This is a genomic window from Kitasatospora cheerisanensis KCTC 2395 (assembly GCF_000696185.1).
Lineage (GTDB): Bacteria > Actinomycetota > Actinomycetes > Streptomycetales > Streptomycetaceae > Kitasatospora > Kitasatospora cheerisanensis.
Map to the genome: position 1 here is coordinate 1,838,000 of NZ_KK853997.1, position 22,217 is coordinate 1,860,216.

The following is a 22,217-nucleotide window of genomic DNA, read 5'->3' on the forward strand; positions in this document are numbered from 1 at the left end:
GGCGGCGGCGAGGCGCAGCGTGGTGTCGCCGGCCTTGAGGTCGGCGGCGGCCCGCACCCAGGCGGTGCGGGGTGCGCCGTCGAGCCGGAGGTAGCCCTGGCCGGTGACCCACAGGCCGGTGTCGCTGTCGACGACGGTCGTCCCGCCGCCCCGGAAGCGGCGTTCGTCGATGTCGGGGAAGCGCAGGGTGTGGGTGTGCGCCTGGTCGGGGGCGAGGGCGAGGGTGCCGCGGACTTCGACGTTGCCGCCGCTCTCCAGGGTGAGCGACCTGTCCTTGGCGAAGACCAGCGAGCCGCCGGTGTCGATCAGCAGCGAGCCGATCCGGGCGTCGGTGTCCAGCACCACCTTGTCGGTGATCCGCACGGCGCTGCCCGGGCCGGGGGGCTTGCCGCCCCAGCCCTTGGCGTCCGACCACTTGCGTCCGTTGTCGTCGACCGGCGGCGGGGCGGGGTCGGCTGCGGGCCGGACGCGGCGGGGACGGCGCGGGGGTGCTGATGGCCCGTCGCGCCGTCGCCGGGCGGTGGCGGGGCGGCTTCCTCCGCCGCTCCGGCGAGCGACTGGCGCAGCACCACTCCCCCGCCGACCGCGGTCACCGTTCCGACCGCCAGCCAGGTCAGCATCCGCCGCCGTCCGACCGACGGCCGCCGGTGCCGCCCGTTCTCCCAGTGCTCCACGATGGCCGCCTCCCGAACGCGCGCAGGGACTCCGAATCGTCGGGGGCAGCATAGGCGGCGGCCGGAACGGAATTACGCGACTTCCGTGCGGGTTAAGCATTATGACGTAGCGTCAGGCGCGGAATGGAATTCGGTGTCCGCCGGTGGTGCGCGCCCAACGCCCGGAGCAGAACGGGACATTCACCCGCAAACCGGCCTCGAAGTCCGAGATCAAATACCCACCAAGGCGAATATTCCCTCACCGCCTTGCATAACACCCTAAAACGGACACAAGATCGCCGATTGCCTGACGGCCGCCCAGTTCTCGCCATTCGCAGCGGAGTTCGTCCGGAATTCCTTGATCGCGTTATTCGCAGCTGGTGATGCCCGTCACAGGCATTTGCGAATCCTCCTTAAATCCGCTTAATCTCCTGCCCACGTTCGTGGACACACGGACCCAGCTCTCCCGGAACGCCGAGTCCTGCCGCCGGGTGGGCCGGCTCATGCGAAACGCACCGCGGCAGGGGCGGGGGAACCAGGTAAGTCGCCCTGGGCAGGTCCACGGACCGGTCCGGGGCTTGGGGTGAAGCCGTGCGCGCCGAGAGGCGTGCGCGGCCGGGCAACTCCGGCCCGAATCCGACAGCTCACCTCGCAGGCGTGGGAGAGGAACGCATCTTCATGCTGCCCATCAGCGCCAAGCGCGCCCGTCGTCTGATCGCGACCACCGGTGTCGTGGGCATCGGCCTCTCGATCCCCTGCCTGGCCGCCGGCACCGCCTCCGCCGCCTCGGTGGCCACCTGGGACAAGGTCGCCCAGTGCGAGTCCAGCGGCAACTGGGCGATCAACACCGGCAACGGCTTCTACGGCGGCCTGCAGTTCACCGCCTCCACCTGGGCCGAGTTCGGCGGCACCGCGTACGCCGCGCGCGCCGACCTCGCCACCAAGGACCAGCAGATCTCCGTCGCCGAGAAGGTGCTGGCCTCGCAGGGCCCCGGCGCCTGGCCGGTGTGCTCGATCCAGGCCGGCCTGACCAAGGGCGGCGCCGCCCCGCAGGTCGACACCTCCACGAGCACCCCCGCCGCGAAGCCGAGCACCCCGCCGCCAAGCCCGCGCAGGAAGCCGCTCAGCCGCAGGCCCAGACCCAGCAGCAGAACCGCCAGGACCAGGGCCAGACCCGCCGCCACACCGAGCAGAGCGCCCCCACCGCGGCCACCCGGGCCGCCGGCAGCTACACCGTGGTGGCGGGCGACTGGCTGTCCGCCATCGCGCAGCGCCAGCACGTCGAGGGCGGCTGGGAGAAGCTGTACGAGCTGAACCGCAACGTGCTGACCGAGGGCCCGGACATGATCTACCCGGGCCAGCAGCTCGCGCTCGGCAACGTCGCGGTCGCCGAGGCCCCGGCCCAGCAGTCGGCCCCGGCCGCCAAGTCCTCGTCCAAGGGCTCGAACTGGAAGGCCGACCGCTCCACCGGCAAGTCCTCCGGCACCGGCAGCAGCACCGCCGCGGCCAAGCCGAGCAGCACCGCCGCCAAGAGCGCCACGACCACCACCGCCGCCGCCAAGGCGACCGGTTCGAAGGCCGCCGCGATCGACTTCGCGCTGTCGAAGGTCGGCCAGGCGTACATCTACGGCGGCACCGGCAACGGCGGCTGGGACTGCTCGGGCCTGACCCAGGCGGCGTTCCGCCAGGCCGGCATCAGCCTGCCGCGCGTCGCGGCCGACCAGGCCGACTACGCGACCCGCGTCTCGCTGGACAGCCTGCAGCCGGGCGACCTGCTGTTCTGGTCGAACAACGGCGCCAACTCGGGCGTCTACCACGTCGCGCTGTACGTCGGCGACGGCAAGTACGTCGAGGCCGCCAACCCGAGCGCGGGCGTGCGCACCATGACCGTCGCCAACTGGGCGCCGGACTTCGCCGGTCGCGTCTGATCCCGCGTCCCGCACGGTGACGGACGCCGGTCCGTGAGCGCCGCTGCCCCCGGAGACCCTGGTCGGCTCCGGGGGCAGCGGCCTATCCTCGGCCGGAAGCCGTGTCGAGACCGGGGAGCGTGGCGATGGCGAAGGTGACGATCACTCTGGAGGCGGACCTCGCGCTGGAGGTGATGATGCGTCTGGGAGTGAGCAGCCCGCAGGACGCGGTGGAGCTGGTGGTGCGGGACTTCCTGGCCACCGGGCGGCGCACCGAGGCGCGGACCGGCGGGAGCCGGGAGGGCGAGCGCTTCGCCGGCCCGGCGCCGTCCGTCGAGGAGGGCTGAGTCGAAGGGCTCGGCCAATCTCTGTTACCCGCAAGGAACTTACCGTCTAGTAAGTTCGCGGTCGAGTCCCTACCCTGGGCGAACCCCACCACCCCCCAAGGGAGTTCGCTCATGGCACACCCCCTCGCCCGTGCCGCCCGCGCCGAACACCTGCGCGACCGCGCACCCGTCGAAGTCCTGCGCTCCGGCGGCCGGGTCGTCGAGGCCCGCACCCCCCACCTCGTCCCGCCGCCGGACGCGGGCAGCCTCGCCGACCTGCCGTTCCGCAACGCCCGGGAGGCGCCGGACGCCGAGGTGCTGACCCGGCGCGGGCCGGACGGCGGCTGGCAGCACGTGACGGCCCGGCAGTTCGCCGACCAGGTCGCGGCCGCGGCCCGCGGGCTGGTCGCGGCCGGGGTACGGCCCGGCGGGCGGATCCTGCTGATGTCGCGCACCCGCTACGAGTGGACGCTGCTGGACTTCGCGGCCTGGGCGGCCGGCGCGTCCGTGGTGCCGGTGTACCCGACCTCCTCGATCGAGCAGGCCGAGTGGATCGTCCGGGACTCCGGCGCGGTGCTGGCCGTCGCGGAGGACGCCGCCACCGCCGAGGTGCTGACCGTGGCGATCGCCCGGGCCGGCGGCGCGGTGCCGCTGTGGCGGCTGGACGAGGACGCCGTCACCGCCCTCGGCGAGCTCGGACGGGCCGTCCCCGACGCCGAGCTGACGCGGCGCCGGGAGGCGCTCGGCCCGGACAGCGAGGCCACCCTGATCTACACCTCCGGCACCACCGGCCGCCCCAAGGGCTGCCTGCTGACCCACGCCAACTTCCTCACCGAGGCGGCCAACTGCCACGCCATGCTGGAGCCGGTGTTCACCGCGGCGACCGGCGAGGAGCCGTCCACCCTGCTGTTCCTGCCGCTGGCCCACGTGCTGGGCCGGATGATCCAGGTGACCTGCGTGTACGGCCGGATCCGGATCGGCCACAGCCCGTCCCTGAAGCCCGACGAACTCCGGCCCGACCTGGCCGCGTTCGGCGCCACCTTCCTGGTCGGCGTGCCCTACCTGTTCGAGAAGATCCACCAGTTGGGCCGGGCCGAGGCGCAGGCCAAGGGCGCGGCGCGGGTCTTCGACCGGGCCGCCGGGGTCGCGGTGCGCTACGCCCGCGCCGAACTCGCCGCGCTGGCCGGGGAGGGCCGGCCCGCGCCGCTGTCGCTGCGGCTCGCGCACGGCCTGTACGACGCCCTGGTGTACCGCCGGGTGCGGCAGGCGATGGGCGGCCGGATCCGGTACGCGATCAGCGGCGGCTCCTCGATCGACCCGGAGCTGCTGCTGTTCTACGCGGGCGCGGGCGTGCTGGTGTACGAGGGCTACGGGCTGACCGAGACCACCGGCCCGTCCACCGTGAACCCGCCGCTGCGGCCCCGGCCGGGCACCGTCGGGCCGCCGGTGCCGGGCAGCGCGGTGCGGGTCGCCGAGGACGGCGAGGTGTTCCTGAGCGGCAGTCAGCTCTTCGACGGCTACTACGAGTTGGGGGGCGACCGGCCCGCCCGGCAGCAGTGGTTCGCCACCGGGGACCTGGGCCGGCTGGACGAGGACGGCTACCTGACCATCACCGGCCGCAAGAAGGAGATCCTGGTGACCTCCGGCGGCAAGAACGTCTCCCCCGGCCCGCTGGAGGACCGGCTGCGCGCGCATCCGCTGATCAGCCAGTGCCTGGTGGTCGGCAACGGCCGCCCGTACGTGGGCGCCCTGCTGACCCTGGACCCGGAGGCGGTGGAGCGCTTCCTGCAGGAGCGCCCGCCGGCCGGCGGCGGTGCGGCGACCGGTGCGGCGGCCCCGGAGGTGAGCAGCGCGATCCCGCTGCACCACACCGTGGCCGCCGCGCTCGCCGAGGCGGTGCGGGCCGTCAACTCGACCGTCTCGCGGGCCGAGTCGATCCGTCGGGTGCGGGTGGTGTCCGGCGACTTCACCGAGGAGCGGGGCCTGCTCACCCCGTCGCTGAAGGTCCGCCGGCAGGCCGTCGGCACCGCCTACCGGCGGGACATCGAGCAGCTCTTCGGCTGAACGCGCCCGCGGCCCCCGCTCCGTGCGAGCGGGGGCCGCGGGTCGCGTACCGGACGGGTCAGTTGCGCGGGCCGGAGCCGGTCGAGCCGCGCATCACCAGTTCCGGCTGGAACATGAACTCGGAGCGCTGCGCCGGGTTTCCGCCGACCTCCTCCAGCAGGGCGTCGACGGCGGCGGTGGCCATCGCCTCGACCGGCTGGCGGACGGTGGTCAGCGGCGGTTCGGTGAACGCTATCAGCGGCGAGTCGTCGAAGCCGACCACCGAGACGTCCTGCGGCACCGACAGGCCCCGGCGGCGCACCGCGCGGATCGCGCCGAGCGCCATCATGTCGGAGCCGCAGACGATCGCCGTGCAGCCCTTGTCGAGCAGCGCCTGGGCGGCGGCGTGGCCGCCCTCCACGCTGAACAGGGTGTGGTGGATCAGGTCGGCGGCCTCCTCGGCGGTGCGCCCGGTGAGCTGCTGGAGCGCGGCGGTGAAGCCCTCGATCTTGCGCAGCACGGGGACGAACCGCTTCTGACCGACCGCCAGCCCGATCTTCTCGTGGCCGAGTTCGACCAGGTGCTGGACGGCCATCCACATCGCGGCCCGGTCGTCCGGGGAGATGAACGGCGCGGCGATCTTCTCGCTGTAGCCGTTGATCAGCACGAACGGGACCTGGCGGCCGGAGAGTTTGGCGTACCGGTCGTGGTCGGCGGTGGTGTCGGCGTGCAGTCCGGAGACGAACACGATGCCGGCCACGCCGCGTTCCACCAGCATCTCCACGAGTTCGTCCTCGGTGGAGCCGCCGGGGGTCTGGGTGCACAGCACCGGCGTGAAGCCGTGCCGGCTGAGCACCTGCTCGATCACCTGGGCGAGCGCGGGGAAGATCGGGTTGCTGAGCTCCGGGGTGATCAGGCCGATCAGCCCGGCGCTGCGCTGGCGCAGCCGGGTGGGCCGCTCGTAGCCGAGCACGTCCAGCGCGGCCAGCACCGTCTGGCGGGTCGTCGCGGAGACGCCCGCCTTGCCGTTGAGTACGCGGCTGACGGTGGCTTCGCTGACCCCCGCCTGCGCCGCGATGTCGGAGAGTCGCGCCGTAGTCACGATCCCAGAGCCTATTGCAACCACCTCAGACCGCCCACCACGCGGTGCTGTCCGCGGGGAGTTCGACCGTCCCGGACTCCGCCGCGACGGGCGCGGAGGACAGCAGCAGCCGGCCCGGGGCGGGGACGGCGACGCTCTCCCCGGTGGTGTTCACCGTGCACACGAACGAGCCCTCGGCGGCGTCCCGGCGGAACGTCAGCACGCCCTCGGGGGCGGCCAGCCACTCGACCTCGGTGCCGGCGCCGAGCGCGGGCTGCGCGCGGCGGACGGCCAGCGCGGAGCGGTACAGCTCCAGCGTGGAGGTCGGGTCGCCGGTCTGGACCTCCACCGACAGCCCGGCCCAACTCGCGGGCTGCGGCAGCCAGCTGGGGCCGCCGGCCACCGGGCCGAAGCCGTACGGGGCCTCGGTGCCGGACCACGGGATCGGCACCCGGCAGCCGTCGCGGTAGCCGTCCTGGCCGGCCTGCCGGAAGAACGACGGGTCCTGCCGGACCTCGTCGGGCAGGTCGGTGACGTCGGGCAGGCCGAGCTCCTCGCCCTGGTAGATGTACGCGGAGCCGGGCAGCGCGAGCATCAGCAGGGTGGCGGCGCGGGCCCGGCGCAGGCCGAGTTCGCGGTCGCCGGCGGTGCGGATCTGGGTGCCGAGGCCGGGCGGGTTGGCGAACCGGGTGGCGTGCCGGGTGACGTCGTGGTTGGACAGCACCCAGGTGGTGGGGGCGTCGACCGGCCGCATCGAGTCGAGCGAGAGGTCGATCACCTCGCGCAGCTTGCCGGCGTCCCAGTCGGTGCCCAGGTACTGGAAGTTGAACGCCTGGTGCAGCTCGTCGGGGCGGACGTAGTTGGCGGTGCGCTGGACGGTCGGGGTCCAGGCCTCGGCGACGCCGATCCGGTCGCCGGGGTACTCCTCCAGGATCTCGCGCCAGCTGCGGTAGATGGCGTGCACGCCGTCCTGGTCGAAGAACGGCATGACGTCGTTGCCGAGCAGCTTCAGCTGGTCGTGGCTGCCGAGGTCGGGCAGGCCGGGGGCCTTGACCAGGCCGTGGGCGACGTCGATCCGGAAGCCGTCGACGCCCATGTCGAGCCAGAACCGCAGGATGGAGCGGAACTCGTCGGCGACGGCGGGGCTGTCCCAGTTGAAGTCGGGCTGCTCCGGGGCGAACAGGTGCAGGTACCAGTCGCCGGGGGTGCCGTCGGGGTTCGTGCTGCGCGTCCAGGCCGGGCCGCCGAAGATGGACTCCCAGTCGTTGGGCGGGAGTTCGCCGTTCTCGCCCTTGCCGGGCCGGAAGTGGTAGCGCTCGCGCAGCGGGGAGCCGGGGCCCTCCCGCAGCGCGCGCTGGAACCACTCGTGCTGGTCGGAGGAGTGGTTGGGGACCAGGTCGACGATGATCCGCAGGCCCAGGTCGTGGGCGTCGCGGATCAGGCCGTCGGCGTCCAGCAGGGTGCCGAACATCGGGTCGACGGCGCGGTAGTCGGCGACGTCGTAGCCGGCGTCGGCCTGCGGGGAGGCGTAGAACGGCGACAGCCAGACCGCGTCCACGCCCAGGTCGCGCAGGTAGGGCAGGCGGCTGCGGATGCCGGGCAGGTCGCCCATGCCGTCCCCGTTGCCGTCGGCGAAGCTGCGCGGGTACACCTGGTAGATGACCGCGTCCCGCCACCAGCCGCCTCTGGAGGCCCCGGTGTTCGCAGCAGTCGTCCGAGCGGCGGGAACGGCGGCGGACCGGGAGGCGTCGGCCAGGTTCTGGGTCATTGGACAGTCATCCCTTGGGTGCTGTGGAAGGTGACGGAGGTTCAGGACTTCGCCGCGCCGGCCGTCAGGCCGGTCACCAGGTGGCGCTGCACCAGGTAGAAGACGACCGCGGCGGGGATGGCGATGAGCACCGAGGTGGCGGCCATCAGCTGCCACTGGTGGTCGTGCTCGCTGACGAACGAGTTCAGGCCGACCGCCAGGGTGTACTTGCTGGACGACAGCATGAAGGTGGAGGCGTAGGCGACCTCGCCCCACGCGGTGAGGAAGGAGTAGAACGCGGCGACCGCCAGGCCCGGGCGGGCCAGCGGCAGGATCAGCCGCCAGAAGGTGCCGAACGGGGAGAGCCCGTCGACCCGGCCGGCCTCGTCGATCTCGACCGGAATGGTGTCGAAGTAGCCCTTCAGCAGCCACGCGCAGTACGGCACGGTGGTGGCGGAGTAGACCAGGATCAGGCCGGTGTAGCTGTCCAGCATCTGCAGGTTGGACAGGATGTAGTACATCGGCACGATCAGCACCGCGATCGGGAACATCTGGGTGACCAGCAGCGTCCACATCAGCTGGCGGTGGCCGGCGAAGCGCATCCGGGAGACCGCGTAGCCGGTGGAGGCGGCGATCAGCACGCCGATCAGGGTGGTGCCGCCGGCCACGATCGCCGAATTGCCGAACCAGCTGAGGAAGTCGGTTTCGCCCAGCACCCGGCCGTAGTTGGCGAAGGTGGCCTTGTCCATGATCTTCGCCGGGTGCAGGTAGTCCATGTCGTCCGGCCCGAGCGAGATGTACGCGATGTACAGCACCGGGAACAGGGCGATCAGGCTGGCGAAGAGCAGCGTGCCGTGCGAGAGCACGGTCGCCCACGTCGAGGACTCGCCGCGGGCCCGGACCTTGGCGGGTCGTCCGGCGGGCTTCGCGTCGGTGGCGGGGCGGTCGGCGGTGAGAGTCATGGGGCTACCTGCCTGGTCGTGGTCCTTGGGGTTCAACTCGGCCGCGGTGCTCATCCGTTGGCCTTCTCGTTCCGGGCCAGCCAGCGGCGGTAGAAGGTGGTGAAGACGATCAGGATGGAGAGCAGCAGGATTCCGTAGGTCGCGGACTGCGCGTAGTCCGCGGGCTGCTGGCCGAAGCCGAGGCGGTAGGCCCAGGTGACCAGGATCTGCGCGTCGGGGGCGCCGGAGCCGAACAGCAGGAAGATGACGGCGAACTGGTTGAAGGTCCAGATCACGCCGAGCAGGACGACGGTGGAGGAGACGGTCCGCAGGCCCGGCAGGGTGACGTAGCGGAATCGCTGCCAGGCGCTGGCGCCGTCCATCTCGGCGGCCTCGTACAGCTCGGCCGGGATGGACTGGAGGCCGCCGAGCAGCGAGATCATCATGAACGGCACGCCGACCCAGGTGTTGACCAGGATCGCGGCGCACTTCTGCGCCAACGGGTCGGACAGCCAGCCGGGTTCGGGCAGGTGCAGCATCGACAGCAGGCCGTTGACGGCGCCGCCGTCGGCGAGCATCAGCCGCCAGGAGAACACGGTGACGAAGGTCGGCACCGCCCACGGCAGGATCAGCACCAGCCGGTACAGGCTGCGGCCGCGCATCTTGCGGTTCAGCAGCATCGCCAGGCCCAGGCCGATGCTGTAGTGCAGGAGCACGCAGATCGCGGTCCAGATGACGGTCCAGATGAAGTGCGACCAGAAGCGGTCGTACGCGGTCGGCCCCCACAGCACGTCCGCGTAGTTGTCCAGCCCGACGAAGTCGAAGCTGTCGGGGATGTGGTTGACGCCGATCTGCCGGCCGACGTTGAGGCTGGTGGCGTTGGTCAGGGTCAAGTAGAAGCCGCGGACCAGCGGGTAGCCGACCAGCACACCGAGGACGACCACGACCGGCGCGATCATCGCGTACGCGTACCAGTACTTCGAGTACGACAGCTTTATGCGCTGAACGACCGCAACTGCCATGGGTTGACACCTTCTCCGGGAGGTCCGCCGCCTGCCTCGGCGACTTCTGCTGTGGGTCTGACGGGGCGCGCCCGGCCCACCGTCAGGTGTGGGCCGGGCGAGCTGGTTCCGACTTACTTGCTGAAGTCCGGCAGGAGCTTCGCGTAGTCGGTGGCGGTGGCGTCCAGGCCGGCCTTGGTCTCGGACTGGCCCTGGACGATCTTGCCCAGGTTGGTGCCGAAGGAGCCGAACAGCGAGGCGTACTCGGGCAGTTCGGGACGCGGCTGGGCGGAGGGCAGGATCGCCTGGAAGTCGGCGATGCCCGGGTTGGCCTTGACTTCGGCGGTGTAGGCGTCGCTGCGGGTGGGCAGGGTGCCGTTCTTCAGCGCGAGGAAGGTCTGGCTCTCGGCGGAGGTCAGGAACGCGGCCAGCTTCTCCGCGGCGGCCTTGTGGGCGGCGTCGGAGCCGGCGTAGACCGAGACGTTGTGACCGCCGGTCGGGGCGCCGCCCTTGCCGGAGGCGCCCTTCGGGACGGCCGCGATGCCGAGGTTCTTCTTGTCGGCGAAGGCGGCGCCCTTGTAGACGTTGGTGACCTCCCACGGGCCCTGGATGATCGCCGCGACCTTGCCGCTGTTGAAGGCGTCCATCATGTGCGCGTAGGCGTCGGTGGTGACGTCGGCCTTCACGGTGCCGGGGGCGGTGAACATCGACTTGTAGGTCTCGATCGCCTTGACCGCGTCCGCCGAGTTGACGGTGATCTTCTTGCCCGGGGCGTCCACCATGTTGGTGCCCTCGCCGTACAGGAACGGCATGGCGTAGTAGCCGTCGGCGGCCTTCAGCCAGAAGCCGTCCACGCCCGCCTTGTCCTTCAGCAGCGCGGCGTCGGCCTTCAGCTCGTCCCAGGTGGTGGGCGCGGCGGTGATGCCGGCCTTGGCGAAGAGCTCCTTGTTGTACATCAGGGCGAGGGTGTCGGTGACCAGCGGAACGCCGTAGGTCTTGCCCGAGTACTTGGCCTGCTGGATCAGCGACGGCTGGAAGACGGACGCGTCGGTCAGCGCCGGGGTGCCGTCCAGCGGCTCCAGGTAGCCGGCCTTGGCGAAGGCGGAGGTCCAGCCGACCTCGGAGCGGAAGACGTCCGGCGCGCCCTTGGCGCCCATCGCGGTCTGGAGCTTGTTCTGCGCCTGGTCGAACGGCACGTTCTCGAACTTGACCTTGATGTTCGAGTTCGCGGCCTCGAACTTCTTGACCAGCTCCTGGTAGTTCGGCGCCTCGTTGGTGGCGTTCGAGGTGTCCCAGTAGGTGATGGTGACCGGTCCGCCGTCGCCCTTGGCGTCCGAGCCGGAGCCGCTGCTGCTGCAGGCCGCCATGGTGACCGCAAGAGCCGCAACGAGAGCGGAGGCCGCGATGCCACGCCGCATGGAAACTCCTAGAAAGGTGGGGGTGCCCGAGATGGTGGAGGACGGCGCATAATGGCTGTCCCAGCCGACTGCGCCGTTGCAGGCCGTCGGGCTTGACCAGGAACGTAACAGCGGGACGAGCGCGACTGAAAGTCCTTGCAGCAAGTTTCTGCAAGTTGCGGGCGATCGTTACGCCGACGTGTCCTTAGAGTTGCCGCCGCGCGTCTTGACCATCCGTGGCCTTGCGGAAACTCCTTGCAGTCCCACCCCCTCCGAGCAGGCAGAAGGGCCCCGGGAGCGGTCGCTCCCGGGGCCCTTCGAACGCGTCCCGTCAGCCGTCGACGCCCAGCCGCAGCACCGTGCTGGACCGGAACTCCCGGCCCGGCCGCAGCTCGGTCGACGGGTACTCCGGCCGGTGCGGCGAATCCGGGTGGTGCTGGGTCTCCAGCGCGACGCCCGCGAACGGGCCGTACGCCGTCCCCGACGGGCCGGTGACGCTGCCGTCGAAGCCGTTCGCCGTGTACACCTGCATGCCCGGCTCGGTGGTCAGCACCTCCAGGGTGCGCCCGCTGCCCGGGTCGGCGAGCAGCGCCGCCCGCACCGGCGGACCGTCCGCCGGGCGCTCGCGCAGCACCCAGTTGTGGTCGTAACCGCGCGAAAGTTTCAGCTGCGGGTGCCCCTCGGCGAGGCCCTCGCCGATCGGCCGGGCCGTGCGGAAGTCGAACGCGGTGCCCGCCACCGGCTCGTACGGGCCGTACGGGATCTGCTGCTCGTCGACCGGCGTGAAGGCGTCCGCGTCGATGGTCAGCAGGTGGCCGAGCACGTCGCCGCGGCCCTCGCCGGCCAGGTTGAAGTAGGCGTGGTTGGTGAGGTTGACCACGGTAGGGCGGGTGGTGACGGCCCGGTAGGCGATGGTCAGCTCGGCGCCGCTCAGCGTGAAGTCCGTCCAGACGTCCAGCGCGCCCGGAAAGCCCTGGTCACCGTCCGGGGAGTGCAGGTGCATCCGCACCCCGCCGGGGATCTCCTCGGCCTCCCAGACCCGGTGCGAGAACGAGTCGGGGCCGCCGTGCAGGGTGACGCCGTGGCCGGTGGGCAGCAGCGGGAAGTCCTCGCCGTCCAGGGTGATCCGGCTGCCGGCGATCCGGTTCGCGTACCGGCCGACGGTGACCCCGTAGTGCTTGGCCGGGCCCAGCAGGGTGCCGACGTCCTCGCTGGTCAGCAGCACCTGCGCGGGCCGGCCGGCCCGGTCGGGCGCGGTCAGGGTGTGCAGGGCCGCGCCCAGCGTGATGACGGTGGCCTCGATCCGGTCGGAGCGCAGCGTCCAGCGCTCCAGACCCATGCCGGCCCCGGAGAGGTCGTAGGGTGCGCGCTCCACCTCGGTGGGCTGGGCCGGCGCGGTCATGGGCTGCTCCTCGATTCGTGATCACCCTTTTCGACTGGGCCCTCTCCGTACGTGGATGTTCGGCCGGAGCGTCCGACCGGGATGATCCGGCGTCGCGCGCCCGGCAAGATCCGGAAGAGGGCCCTGGCCAGCGTAGCCCGCCCCGGCGGGCGGGGCGGTGACCCGCCCCGCGCGCCGGGGCGTCCGGCGGTCCGTCAGTCCGGCAGCCCAGGGCCGTCGGTGGGCAGTCCGAGGGCGTCGGCGAGTCCCTCCGGGCCGGTGCCGAGCTTGCGGTGGACGGCGGCCAGCCGCTGCTTGACCACCGAGACGGGCAGCTTCAGCCGTTCGGCGATCCGCTGCGGCGGCAGCGCCTGCACGGCCAGTTCGGCGACCTCCAGCTCCTGCTGATTGAGCGTCACCTTGGCGGGCACCAGCGCCCGGCTGGGCTGCAGGCCGGACGAGGCGAGCACGTTGCGGGCCCGGATCTCCAGCCCGTCGGCGCCGCAGTGCTTCGCCAACTCCATGCCCTGGTAGAGGTGTTCCGCCGCCTCCAGGCTGCGGCCGACCTGGACCAGCGCCGCACCGAGGTCGACCAGCGCGTGCGCGTGCTCGTAACTGGCCGGGGAGCGGCCCAGCCAGGTGACGGCCTCCTGGAGCAGTTCGACGGCGTGCATGCCCTCCCAGACGCTGGCGGCCAGCCGCAGCGCGGAGCCGATCGCCGAGGGCGAACCGGACTCCCGGGCCCGGGCGACCGCGTCGTCGCCGTTCTTCCGGGCCGACGGCAGGTCCCGGTGCGCCATCGCGACGGCCAGGTAGCCGGCCCACGGGGCGTGCACGGTCGAGCGCCAGCCGCGCTTGTCCAGCCGCATGCCGGTCTCCGCGAGCACCTCCACGGCCATGTCGTAGTCGCCGCGGGAGATCAGCAGCTTGCCGTAGATGGTGGCGACGTCCGGCAGCACCAGCGCGGTCTGGTGGTACGGCGGCGAGAACCGGTACTTCTGCGCGATCTCCCAGGCCTCCCGGTCGCGGCCGCGGGCCAGCAGGGTGTCGATCAGCGAGCCGACCAGGTTCCACTGCAGCGGCAGCCCGGTGCCCATCCGGTCGGCGATCCGCAGGCCGCGGCGCAGGAAGTCCTCGGCCTCCGGCAGGAATCCGCGCCGCAGCCGGGCGAAGCCCATCAGGAAGTAGGCGAAGCCGCGGTGCGCGCCGCTCCGCCCGGCGATCTCGAACTCCAGGATGGCGGAGCTGAACAGCTTCTCGGCGCGGGCGAGTTCGTCGTTGTAGGCGAAGCACAGGCCGAGCAGCGCGGGCAGTTCGAAGTTCCAGGTGGTGTTGGTCCAGCCGAGGCTGCGCGCCAGCCGGCCGTTGACCAGGGCGTCCTCGGCGGCGCGCAGCGCCTCGCTGCTGGGGCCGCCCTTGAGGGTGAGGTCCCAGGCGTGCAGGGCGCGCACCGGGCGGGAGGCCTCGCTCTCCTCCTCGACCTGGGCAACGAGTTCGGCGACCTGGCGGGCCCGGCCGGGGCCGTTGTCCTCGTCGCGTTGGAGGGCGGTGTACAGCAGGTGGGCGGTCAGCAGCCGGACCCGGCCGAGGCCCTCGGGGGTGCGCTCGGACTCGGCGAGGCACAGCGCGGCGGCCCCGTTCAGGTCGCCGCCGTGGGCGATCACCTCGGAGAGCCGGAACACCGCCTCGACCCGCAGGTCCGGGCTGAGGCCGTCCTCGATGTCGAGGGCGCGGCGCAGCTGGTTGGCGGTCGACTCGGGGTCGGTGAGCAGGGCGGCGCAGCCGAGTTCGTACAGCACCTCGGCGCGGTCGTCGATGTCCGGCGGCTCGGCCAGGGCGCGTTCCAGACAGCGGCGGGCGGCGTCGGGGGCGCCGATGGCGAGGTTCTCGGCGGCGGCCCGGCGCAGCTTGCGGACCATGTTGTCGTCGCCCTCGCCGGGGTGGGTCTCCAGCAGGTGGCGGAAGGCGCTGAGCAGCGAGCCGCCGCGGTCCTCGATCGCGCTGGCGGCGATGCCGTGCATGCCGGTGCGGGTGGCGGCCGGGATGGACTGGTAGATGGAGGTGGCGATCAGCGGGTGGACGAACTCCAGCTTGCCGTTGGGCTGGCTGGTGAGGACGCGCAGGCGGCGCAGTTCGCGGACCGACTGGGCGGCCTGCGCCGGGCCCTGGGTGCAGATCGCGGCGGCCAGTTCCTCGCTGATCTCGGTGCCCAGCAGGGCGGCGGCCCAGGCGAACTGAATGACCGTCGGGCCGAGCTTGTCGAGCCAGTAGTCGCGGCCCTGGCCGCGGGCGGCCGCGGCGAGGTCGCGCAGCCGGGGCGAGTTCTCCTCGATCGGTTCGAGCTTCTGGTCGCGCACCTCGCGCAGCAGCGCGACGGTGTCGAACGGCGCTCCGGCGGTGACGGCCCACACCTGGCGGCAGAACGCGTCGTCGGCGTCGGCGAACTCGCAGTGCACGATCTCGGCGATCGACAGCGGGTTGAGCGGCATCAACTCGTGCCGCCGCTCGGCGCGTTCCTCGATCTGCTGGACGAACGGGCGGGCTTCCTCGTCGAATTCGTGGCGGTAGGCGAAGACCAGCAGCACCGGCAGCTCGCGGGCGCGTACCGCGAACGAGGAGAGCCAGGCCAGCGACTCCTGGTCGGCCACGTGCAGGTCGTCGATCACCACGACCAACGGGGCGCGCCGGGGCGCGAGTTGGGTGATGACGAAGTCCAGGCCGTCGTGCACGCCCTGCGGGTCGAGCCGCTCGACCTCGTCGGACGGCGGGGCCAGGCCGACGGCCGGCGCGACGATGTTGTACCAGTTGCCGAACACCTCGGTGCGCTCGTCCGGGCCGAGGCCGCCGAGCACCGGGAGCAGCAACTGGCGCAGCACGCGGAACGGTTCGCGCTTCTGCCGCTCGCTGCCGCGCGCGAACAGCACGGTGGAGTCCTTGCGGGCGCCGGCGATCCGGCGGACCTGTTCGAGCATGGTGGTCTTGCCCATGCCGGCCGGGCCGGCGAACAGCAGCAGTTCCCCGATCTTGGTGCCGCCCGCGGCGAACTCGCGGCACAGCTTGTCCACGGCCTGTTCGGCGGAGTGGAGTTCGCTGTCCCGCTCCCACAGCCGCTGGGCGGAAGCACTTCCGCCGGGCGCCGCCTCTTCCTGCGGCCCGCTCTGCTTTTCGGCCACGTCCGTCCCTCCGACTCGCCTTCCCGCACTCAGTTCCCGACCATAGCGCCGTCGCGGGCCGCGCGGGCGGCGTTCACGCAGGCCGTGGCCCCGGGCCTGGATTAGATCGCCTGGTCAGGGGCAAAAGTCTTAAAGGCGACGTCATCTGACGACCCGTTAGGGTAATTCTTCCGGGTCCACGGGTGTATTCGATCTTTGTGGGGGAAGACCGACGCCGGGCCCGAGCCCGAAGACTCGACATACCAGCACACAGGCCGCCAGGCCGCTCTGGAGACACGTTGGCCGCCATACCCCCGCTCTTCTGCCCCATTCCGTCGACCCTGCACCCCGGTCACGAGGCAGTCGGCAAAAGCACCGAACTCTGGCTCGATTCGATGGGATTCATGGGGGACGCGGAGCGCCGCCGCCGCCTCCTGGCCATCGGTGCACACGAGTTCGTCTGCCGGATCGCCAAGGACGCCGAAGGCATCACGGGGTTGGAGCTGGTCTCGCAGTGGCTGTGCAGCATGCTCACGCTGGACGACGAGTGGGACACCGGCCGGCTCAGCCGGGACCCCTCCCGTGTACTCACGATAGCAGCCACGCTACTCGCGGTTATCAATTCGGCGGATTCCCATCCGGAAGAGTCGGACATCTACGTCGCATCGGTGCGCGACGTGTTCCGCCGGGCCCGTGACTGGGCCCCCGCGGTCGCCGTGAAGCGGTGGGCGGACAGCCAGTTGGAGTCCTTCATGGGCGCCGCCACCATCACCGCGTTCCGCGCCGAGGGCCGGGCGATGTCGCTGTCCGAGTACCTGACGATAGGGCCGCTGGACCGCGGCAGCCGGTCCTGCATCGAGATCATCGAGGTGTGCGAGCGCACCGCCGTCCCGCAGTCCCAACTGGACTCGCCGCGGGTGCACGCGCTCACCGAGGCCGCCAAGTTCCTGGTGCTGGTCTCCGCCGACGTCTACTCGTACAAACGCGAGGACAGCCACGGGGCGCTGGAGAGCAACATCGTCGACACCCTGCAGCGACATCTCGGCTGCGAGCGAGAACAGGCCCTGCTGGAGACCGCCGCCCTGCACGACCGCACGATGTGCCTCTTCCTCCGCCTCGCGGACCGCACATCCCGCCGGTCGGGGCCCGAACTGCGGCGCTACATCCAGCAGTTGTCCAACCTGGTGAGCGGGAACCTGGAGTGGGGATTCACCTCCGCCCGCTACACCGAGCGCACCCCCGGCGTGATTCCGACCGCCGAGCGCGCCGAGCGCCCGGCAGACGGCCGGCTCACGCCGCCGCCCTACCCCGAGATCGCCTGGTGGTGGGAGCAGCTGTGGTGACGGCCTCCTGACGGTCCGGCAGCCGCCCGCCTCCCCGACCCGCGGCGCGATCCGCCCATCCGGCCATCACACCACACCGTTCCGCCGGCCCCGGTCCGCGCCACGCGCCCGGGGCCGAAGCGTGCCCGGGGCGGTGGCGCACCGGCTCCGACCGGCCCAGGACCGCTGGCGCGCCGCGGTCCCGCGTGGTCACGTCGGAGCAGTCGGCCCACCGCGGCCGCCCGGCCGCCGCCGACCCACCGTCAAGGAGCGAACCAGCATGACCATCGCCGTCGACAAACTCTCCGACCCGGCCGTGCGCCGCCTGCTCGGCGCCGTCAACTCCGGCGACCGGGACGCCTTCTTCGCCGCCCTCACCGACGACGCCACGATGTCCGACGACGGCTCGGAGCGCGACCTGGCGGACTGGGTGGACCGGGAGATCTTCTCCTCGCACGGGCACATCGAGGTGCAGACCGAGAAGTCCGGCGGGCGCGCCGTGGTCGCCGACTACCGCAACGACACCTGGGGCGAGATGCGCACCGCCTGGCGCTTCACCGTCGCCCCGGACGGCCGGGTCAGCCGCTTCGAGACCGGCCAGGCCTGACCCGCCGTCAACCGCTCGCCGGGGGTCGGCCATCGCTCGCCGACCGCCCGCCGGCTGGTGGTCGACCGCTCTCCGACCGGCCGCCGGTCACGGGTCGGGCGCCGGTCAGCCGCGGTCGGCCAGGCACTGCCGGACGGCCGCGATCAGCGCCCGCGAGCGGATGTCCCCGGTGACGCCCGGCTGCATGCCGTTGGTGACGTAACCGAAGCCGATGCCCAGCTCGGGGTCGGCGAAGCCCAGCGAGCCGCCCCGGCCCGGGTGCCCGAAGCTCGCCGGGGACGCCATCGGCGAGGTGCCGCCGTGCCGGAAGAAGCCCTGGCCGAACGTGGTGTTGACGATCAGCACCCGGTCCGGGCCGTGCACCGACGGACCGGCCGCCTCGGCCAGGGTGGCCGGCTCGAACAGCGCGGGCAGCCGCTGCCCGGGCGCGTCCGCCCGGTCGGCGGCGCCGATCAGCGCGGCGTAGAACCGGGCCAGCGAACGGGCGGTGCCGATGCCGCCCGCGCCCGGCACCTCGACGGCCCGCACCGCCGGGTCGTTCAGGTCCACGCTGCTGCGCACCGAGCCGAAGGCACGGGAGGTAAGCGACAGCGGATCCCGGTAGGCGTCCAGCACCGACTGCTTGGGGCGCATCCGCATCCCGCCCGGGCCGGCCTTGGCCGCCTCCGGCGCGGGCAGGTCGACCAGCCGGCCGACCCGGCCGGACTCGGCGGCGGGCAGCCCGATCCACAGGTCCAGGCCGAGCGGGGCGGCGATCTCCTCCGCGAAGTACCGCCCGACGCTGCGGCCGCCGGCCCGGCGCACCACCTCGCCGACCAACCAGCCGAAGGTCAGCGGGTGGTAGCCGTGCGCGGTGCCCGGCTCCCAGGACGGGGCTTGCGCGGCGACGGCCGCCGCGGCCGGATCCCACGCCAGCACGTCCTCGATCCGCAGCGGCACGTCCAGCGCGGGCAGTCCGGCCTGGTGCGACAGCAGCCAGCGCACCGGGATCCGCTCCTTGCCGGCCTGCTTGAACTCCGGCCAGTACGCGGCCACCGGGGCGTCCAGGTCGAGCAGCCCGCGCTGCGCGAGCAGCAGCGCGGCGGACGCCGTCAGCCCCTTGGTGACCGACCGCAGCACCTGCGCGGTGCCGGCCTCCCACGCCACCGCGGGCGCGAGCCCGGCGCCCACCTCCGGCCGGGCGTCACCGCCCCACAGGTCGACCACCTTCCGGCCGTCCAGGTACAGCGCGAACGCCGCGCCCAACTCCCCGTACTCCCGGAAGTTGCCCGCGAAAGCCGCCCTGACCGGCTCGAATCCGTCCGCCGTGAATCCCTGGATCTCCACCCACCCACCATAGACACCGCCTTCCGCGACCTGCGGCGGGGCCCGTGCCCGGCGGACTCGCGGCTTCCCGGGCGCTACTCCACCGTCCACCCGATGTGGCCGATGCCGGAGGAGTAGATGGCGCAGTGGCCGGACGACTCCTGCGTCTCGCCGGGCTGGGCCGTCACCGAACTGCCCGAGACGTCCGGCGCGAGGCCGCAGACGATGTCGGCGTGGAAGGTGATCGGGGCGTCGGTGTTGTTGGTGCAGTCGACCCCGCCGGTCAGCGGGTCGTTGTTGTGGATCCAGGTCGAGCAGTCCAGCCCCGAGCGGACGGAGGCCGGCGCGGGCACGGCCGCGGCCGGCAGCGCGGCACCCAGCCCGAACAGGGCGGCGGCGAGGGACAGGACGGCGGCGCTGCTCTTCAATGCTCCTCCGGAGAACGGGAACTGACGGTTCGTCCCTGACCTTCCCGGCCGCACCGTTCCGTATACCAACTCTTTCGGGTGATCCCGGCCCCCGCGCCGGGCCAGAATGGCGGCATGGACACTCCCCCGCTGGACGAACTCGTCGACGTGGTCGACGACCAGGACCGCGTGCTGCGCACCGCGCCCCGCTCCGAGGTCTACCGCGACGGCCTGCTGCACCGCTGCGTCTTCATCCTGGTCCGCGACCCGCAGGGCCGGATCTTCACCCACCGCCGCACCGACACCAAGGCGTTCGCCCCCGGCGCCCACGACTGCTTCGTCGGCGGCGTGGTCGGCGCCGGCGAGAGATACCGGGAAGCCGCCGTCCGCGAGGCCGAGGAGGAGCTCGGCGTCACCGGCATCCGCACCCGCCCGCTGTTCCGCTTCCGCTACACCGACGGCGACCGGTTCAGCTGGTGGTCCGACGTCCACGAGGCCGAGTGGGACGGCCCGGTCGCCCCGCAGGCCGAGGAGGTCGCCTGGTACGACTGGCTCACCGAGGACGAACTCGCCGAGCGCCTCGCCACCTGGGAGTTCGTCCCGGACGGCCGGGAGGCCTGGCGGCGCTACCTGGAGCAGCGCGCCACCGGCTGACCGCCATCGTCCGCGCTGTCCCGCGCCACCCCGACGAACTAGGGTGGTCCGCATGGCTTCCCGTACGCCGTCCGTGGCGCCCCGCGCGGAGGAACAGCAGCCCGCCCGCACCCCCGGCGGCGGCTCACCGTCGACGAACGCCGCGAACAACTCATCGCGGTGGCCCTCGAACTGTTCTCGGACCGGGCTCCCGAGGACGTCTCCATCGACGACATCGCGGCCGCCGCCGGGGCCTCCCGCCCGCTGGTCTACCACTACTTCCCGGGCAAGCAGGCCCTCTACGAGGAGGCCCTCCGCCGGGCCGGCCGGGAACTCGCCGGACGCTTCGAGGAGACCGCCGACGGGCCGCTCTCCGAGCGCCTGTTCCGCGTCATGGGCCGCTACCTGGACTTCGTCCAGTCCCACGCCGCCGGGTTCACCGCCCTGCTGCGCGGCGGCTCGGTCGCCGCCAGCCCCGACGCCGACGCCGTCATCGACCAGGTCCGGCGCGCCGCCCAGGAGCAGATCCTCCGCCACCTCGGCCTCCCCGACCCCAGCCCCACGCTGCGCCGCACCGTCCGCGCCTGGATCGCCAACGCGGAGATCAGCTCCCTCGACTGGCTCGCCGACAGGTCCGTCCCCGCCGAGACCCTGCAACTCCACCTGGTCCAGGAACTCGTCGCCGCGCTCGCCGTCGCCGCCACCCGCGACCCCGAACTCGCCGCCCTCCTCGCCGAGTTCTTCGCCACCGAACGCCCCGACGGCCCCACCGCCCGCCTGGTCCGCGACCTCACCGCCACCCTCGCCACCCCCGCCCTCACCGACTCCCTCCTCCGCCTCGCCACCCCACCCACCCCCTGACCACCCTCACCCCGCACGCACCGCCCTGCCCTCCTTCCCACGCCCTCCAGCGGCACCGGGCCCCCAACCCCCTCCGCACTGCCTGCCCCACCAACCACACCTGCCCAGACGCCCCTTCACCCTTCGCCGCCTCCACCCCTCCCCCCACCTCCCGCGCCGCAGGCATTCCCCCACCACGCCCGCACCACCAGCCCCACCAACCACCCGCCCCCGTCCAACCCTTCTTCCTGCGTCGTCCACGTCTGATAAAAAGTGGCTGAACTGTCCACACCCGAGAACGAGGGGGCTCGGCGAATGACGCAGGACGGCTTCGCCGCCGCAGACCGGATCACGGCCACGCTGGACGCGGCGTGCGCCGCACTTCTCGGCAGCCGCGCCACCCACTACCCCGTCGACGCGCTCACCGCGTTCCGCCGGCCCCAGCACCCGGCCGCCAAGGCCCTGTTCGGTCTGCGGATCAGCCAGATCGGCCCGGGCCTGCTCTCCGTGCCGAAGCTGGGCACGGTGATCGAGGTCTCCGGCGTCCGCCGCCCGAACGCCAACGCCGGCCGCGAGGCCGTCCCGGTGCTGACGCAGCGCTTCGCGGCGTCCGCCCTCGGCCTGTCCGACGCCCCGTCAGCCTCCGCGCTGCGGCTGCACGTCGAGCCGACCCCGGTGGACAGCGGACCTCTCGCCGGCTTCACCCAGGCTCTCGCGGCGCTGGCCGAGCCCCGTGCCACCGTCGCCCCGGACGAGCTGTCGACGGGTTCCGGCGTCGAGGCGCGGCTGGTGGTCCCGCCGGCCTTCCACACCCTGACGGTGCGTGGTTCGGGCAATGCCCTCTCGGCCCATCTCGCCGAGACCGCCGAGGAGTTGTTCTCCGGCTGCGCCCCGGCCGAGCGCAACGACTTCGCCGTGGTCGCGGCCCTGCTGGCGGAGCAGTTCGCCGCCGCGAACGTCTCCTACGCGGGTGTCGCCGCGCTGCTGCTGAACGGCCGCCGGTCGCGGGTCTCGCTGGTGGTGTCGACGGTCCCGTGCGCGCAGCCGATCCAGGAGCTGGCGGTGGACCTGTCCACCGAGCGTCCGAGCTCCGAGGTGTGGACGGTGCTGCTGCCGGCCGGCCCGGCCGCGGTCCTGGTGGAGAACCGGGCGATGCCCGCGCTGACGGAGCTGCGCGGCGACCGCGCGGGCGGCACGGTGCTCAGCTCGGTGGTCGAGGCGTTCGTGCCGATGCCGGACGGGGCCACGGTCCTGACGATCCAGCTGACCACCTCGGACACCGAGGACTGGGACGTCTACACCTCGGTCTTCGCCGACCTGCTCTGCTCGGTCCAACTCGCCTGGGACGGTGTGGCGGTGGCTCCGGCCCCGGTGCCGGTCGGCCGGGCCGTGCCCGCCCACGCCCCGGCCACGACGGCGCAGTCCGCGCCGTCCGCCCCTGCCACGCCCCCGGTGCCGGTGGCCGTTCCGGACC

General features: G+C 72.5%; 18 protein-coding genes, 1 pseudogene and 1 riboswitch. Of the genes and pseudogenes, 9 read left to right on the forward strand and 10 right to left on the reverse strand.

The genetic code is table 11. The features are described from left to right. On the reverse strand, positions 1-774 hold a 774-nt coding region (locus KCH_RS45910; protein ID WP_341865357.1), incomplete at its 3' end, for a G8 domain-containing protein. A gap of 380 nt (positions 775-1,154) precedes the next feature. Beyond that, positions 1,155-1,326: riboswitch (cyclic di-AMP (ydaO/yuaA leader) on the forward strand. Between KCH_RS45910 and KCH_RS45915 the strand changes: the two genes are divergently transcribed. The 4 genes from KCH_RS45915 (at position 1,311) to KCH_RS08300 (ending at position 4,950) form a co-directional block, all read left to right on the forward strand. Beyond that, entirely contained in the window at positions 1,311-1,967 is a 657-nt protein-coding gene (locus tag KCH_RS45915) for a transglycosylase family protein (protein WP_279635845.1), read from the forward strand. Its footprint overlaps the riboswitch before it by 16 nt. After that, positions 1,892-2,581 carry an NlpC/P60 family protein gene (locus KCH_RS45920; RefSeq protein ID WP_051652882.1) on the forward strand — a complete coding sequence of 230 codons (690 nt, stop codon included), beginning with the start codon at positions 1,892-1,894 and terminating at the stop codon, positions 2,579-2,581. Before KCH_RS45915 ends, KCH_RS45920 begins: the two co-directional genes overlap by 76 nt. Positions 2,582-2,706: 125 nt before the next feature. Next, on the forward strand, positions 2,707-2,907 hold the full coding sequence (locus tag KCH_RS08295) for a hypothetical protein (RefSeq protein ID WP_035860795.1): 201 nt from the start codon (positions 2,707-2,709) through the stop codon (positions 2,905-2,907). A 111-nt stretch (positions 2,908-3,018) separates the two neighbouring features. Beyond that, positions 3,019-4,950, forward strand: a complete 1,932-nt coding sequence (locus KCH_RS08300; RefSeq protein ID WP_035860797.1) for an AMP-dependent synthetase/ligase — start codon at positions 3,019-3,021, stop codon at positions 4,948-4,950. 58 nt (positions 4,951-5,008) lie between these two features. Here the strand turns inward: KCH_RS08300 and KCH_RS08305 are convergent, their stop codons facing one another. The 7 genes from KCH_RS08305 to KCH_RS08335 all read right to left on the reverse strand — a co-directional run bounded on the left by KCH_RS08305 (position 5,009) and on the right by KCH_RS08335 (position 15,650). After that, positions 5,009-6,031 (reverse strand): LacI family DNA-binding transcriptional regulator, encoded by a 1,023-nt coding sequence (locus tag KCH_RS08305; protein WP_208865932.1) that lies wholly within the window; start codon positions 6,029-6,031, stop codon positions 5,009-5,011. A gap of 25 nt (positions 6,032-6,056) precedes the next feature. Then, positions 6,057-7,778: a glycoside hydrolase family 13 protein gene (locus tag KCH_RS08310; RefSeq protein WP_035860803.1), complete on the reverse strand. Its 1,722-nt coding sequence runs from the start codon at positions 7,776-7,778 to the stop codon at positions 6,057-6,059. 41 nt (positions 7,779-7,819) lie between these two features. After that, positions 7,820-8,719 (reverse strand): sugar ABC transporter permease, encoded by a 900-nt coding sequence (locus KCH_RS08315; RefSeq protein ID WP_051653902.1) that lies wholly within the window; start codon positions 8,717-8,719, stop codon positions 7,820-7,822. Positions 8,720-8,769: 50 nt separating this feature from the next. Further along, positions 8,770-9,720 (reverse strand): carbohydrate ABC transporter permease, encoded by a 951-nt coding sequence (locus KCH_RS08320; protein ID WP_035860806.1) that lies wholly within the window; start codon positions 9,718-9,720, stop codon positions 8,770-8,772. 113 nt (positions 9,721-9,833) lie between these two features. Beyond that, the gene (locus KCH_RS08325) at positions 9,834-11,117 is read right to left on the reverse strand and encodes an extracellular solute-binding protein (RefSeq protein WP_035860809.1); all 1,284 of its coding nucleotides are present in this window, start codon (positions 11,115-11,117) and stop codon (positions 9,834-9,836) included. A gap of 310 nt (positions 11,118-11,427) precedes the next feature. After that, positions 11,428-12,498, reverse strand: coding sequence for an aldose epimerase family protein (locus tag KCH_RS08330; RefSeq protein WP_084223379.1), 1,071 nt, complete (start codon positions 12,496-12,498; stop codon positions 11,428-11,430). A gap of 194 nt (positions 12,499-12,692) precedes the next feature. Further along, entirely contained in the window at positions 12,693-15,650 is a 2,958-nt protein-coding gene (locus tag KCH_RS08335) for an ATP-binding protein (protein WP_051652883.1), read from the reverse strand. Positions 15,651-16,033: 383 nt separating this feature from the next. On the opposite strand from KCH_RS08335, the gene KCH_RS37080 reads away from it, so the two are divergent. Together KCH_RS37080 and KCH_RS08345 are read left to right on the forward strand one after the other, a co-directional pair. Next, positions 16,034-16,972, forward strand: a complete 939-nt coding sequence (locus tag KCH_RS37080; protein WP_157031949.1) for a terpene synthase family protein — start codon at positions 16,034-16,036, stop codon at positions 16,970-16,972. A 259-nt stretch (positions 16,973-17,231) separates the two neighbouring features. Beyond that, on the forward strand, positions 17,232-17,558 hold the full coding sequence (locus KCH_RS08345; protein WP_035860811.1) for a nuclear transport factor 2-like protein: 327 nt from the start codon (positions 17,232-17,234) through the stop codon (positions 17,556-17,558). Between the two features lie 105 nt (positions 17,559-17,663). Here KCH_RS08345 and KCH_RS08350 read toward each other — a convergent pair whose 3' ends face one another. Together KCH_RS08350 and KCH_RS08355 are read right to left on the reverse strand one after the other, a co-directional pair. After that, a complete protein-coding gene (locus KCH_RS08350; protein WP_035860814.1) occupies positions 17,664-18,884 on the reverse strand; it encodes a serine hydrolase domain-containing protein in 1,221 nt (406 codons plus the stop codon). A gap of 74 nt (positions 18,885-18,958) precedes the next feature. Further along, positions 18,959-19,291: a hypothetical protein gene (locus KCH_RS08355; protein ID WP_035860817.1), complete on the reverse strand. Its 333-nt coding sequence runs from the start codon at positions 19,289-19,291 to the stop codon at positions 18,959-18,961. A 114-nt stretch (positions 19,292-19,405) separates the two neighbouring features. On the opposite strand from KCH_RS08355, the gene KCH_RS08360 reads away from it, so the two are divergent. The 3 genes and pseudogenes from KCH_RS08360 to KCH_RS42410 all read left to right on the forward strand — a co-directional run. Beyond that, the gene (locus KCH_RS08360) at positions 19,406-19,924 is read left to right on the forward strand and encodes an NUDIX hydrolase (protein ID WP_035860820.1); all 519 of its coding nucleotides are present in this window, start codon (positions 19,406-19,408) and stop codon (positions 19,922-19,924) included. 159 nt (positions 19,925-20,083) lie between these two features. Next, a complete protein-coding gene (locus KCH_RS45925; RefSeq protein WP_279635846.1) occupies positions 20,084-20,764 on the forward strand; it encodes a TetR/AcrR family transcriptional regulator in 681 nt (226 codons plus the stop codon). Positions 20,765-21,058: 294 nt separating this feature from the next. Continuing rightward, positions 21,059-22,217: pseudogene (locus KCH_RS42410) on the forward strand (hypothetical protein); the annotation flags it as partial.

What these genes read in the sequence shown, in the direction of transcription:
- KCH_RS08295 (WP_035860795.1), top strand. Translation starts at nt 2,707, where the DNA reads ATGGCGAAGGTGACGATCACTCTGGAGGCGGACCTCGCGCTGGAGGTG.
- KCH_RS08325 (WP_035860809.1), bottom strand. Translation starts at nt 11,117, where the DNA reads ATGCGGCGTGGCATCGCGGCCTCCGCTCTCGTTGCGGCTCTTGCGGTC.
- KCH_RS37080 (WP_157031949.1), top strand. Translation starts at nt 16,034, where the DNA reads ATGGGGGACGCGGAGCGCCGCCGCCGCCTCCTGGCCATCGGTGCACAC.
- KCH_RS08360 (WP_035860820.1), top strand. Translation starts at nt 19,406, where the DNA reads ATGGACACTCCCCCGCTGGACGAACTCGTCGACGTGGTCGACGACCAG.
- KCH_RS08315 (WP_051653902.1), bottom strand. Translation starts at nt 8,719, where the DNA reads ATGACTCTCACCGCCGACCGCCCCGCCACCGACGCGAAGCCCGCCGGA.
- KCH_RS08330 (WP_084223379.1), bottom strand. Translation starts at nt 12,498, where the DNA reads ATGACCGCGCCGGCCCAGCCCACCGAGGTGGAGCGCGCACCCTACGAC.
- KCH_RS08320 (WP_035860806.1), bottom strand. Translation starts at nt 9,720, where the DNA reads ATGGCAGTTGCGGTCGTTCAGCGCATAAAGCTGTCGTACTCGAAGTAC.
- KCH_RS08300 (WP_035860797.1), top strand. Translation starts at nt 3,019, where the DNA reads ATGGCACACCCCCTCGCCCGTGCCGCCCGCGCCGAACACCTGCGCGAC.
- KCH_RS08310 (WP_035860803.1), bottom strand. Translation starts at nt 7,778, where the DNA reads ATGACCCAGAACCTGGCCGACGCCTCCCGGTCCGCCGCCGTTCCCGCC.
- KCH_RS08345 (WP_035860811.1), top strand. Translation starts at nt 17,232, where the DNA reads ATGACCATCGCCGTCGACAAACTCTCCGACCCGGCCGTGCGCCGCCTG.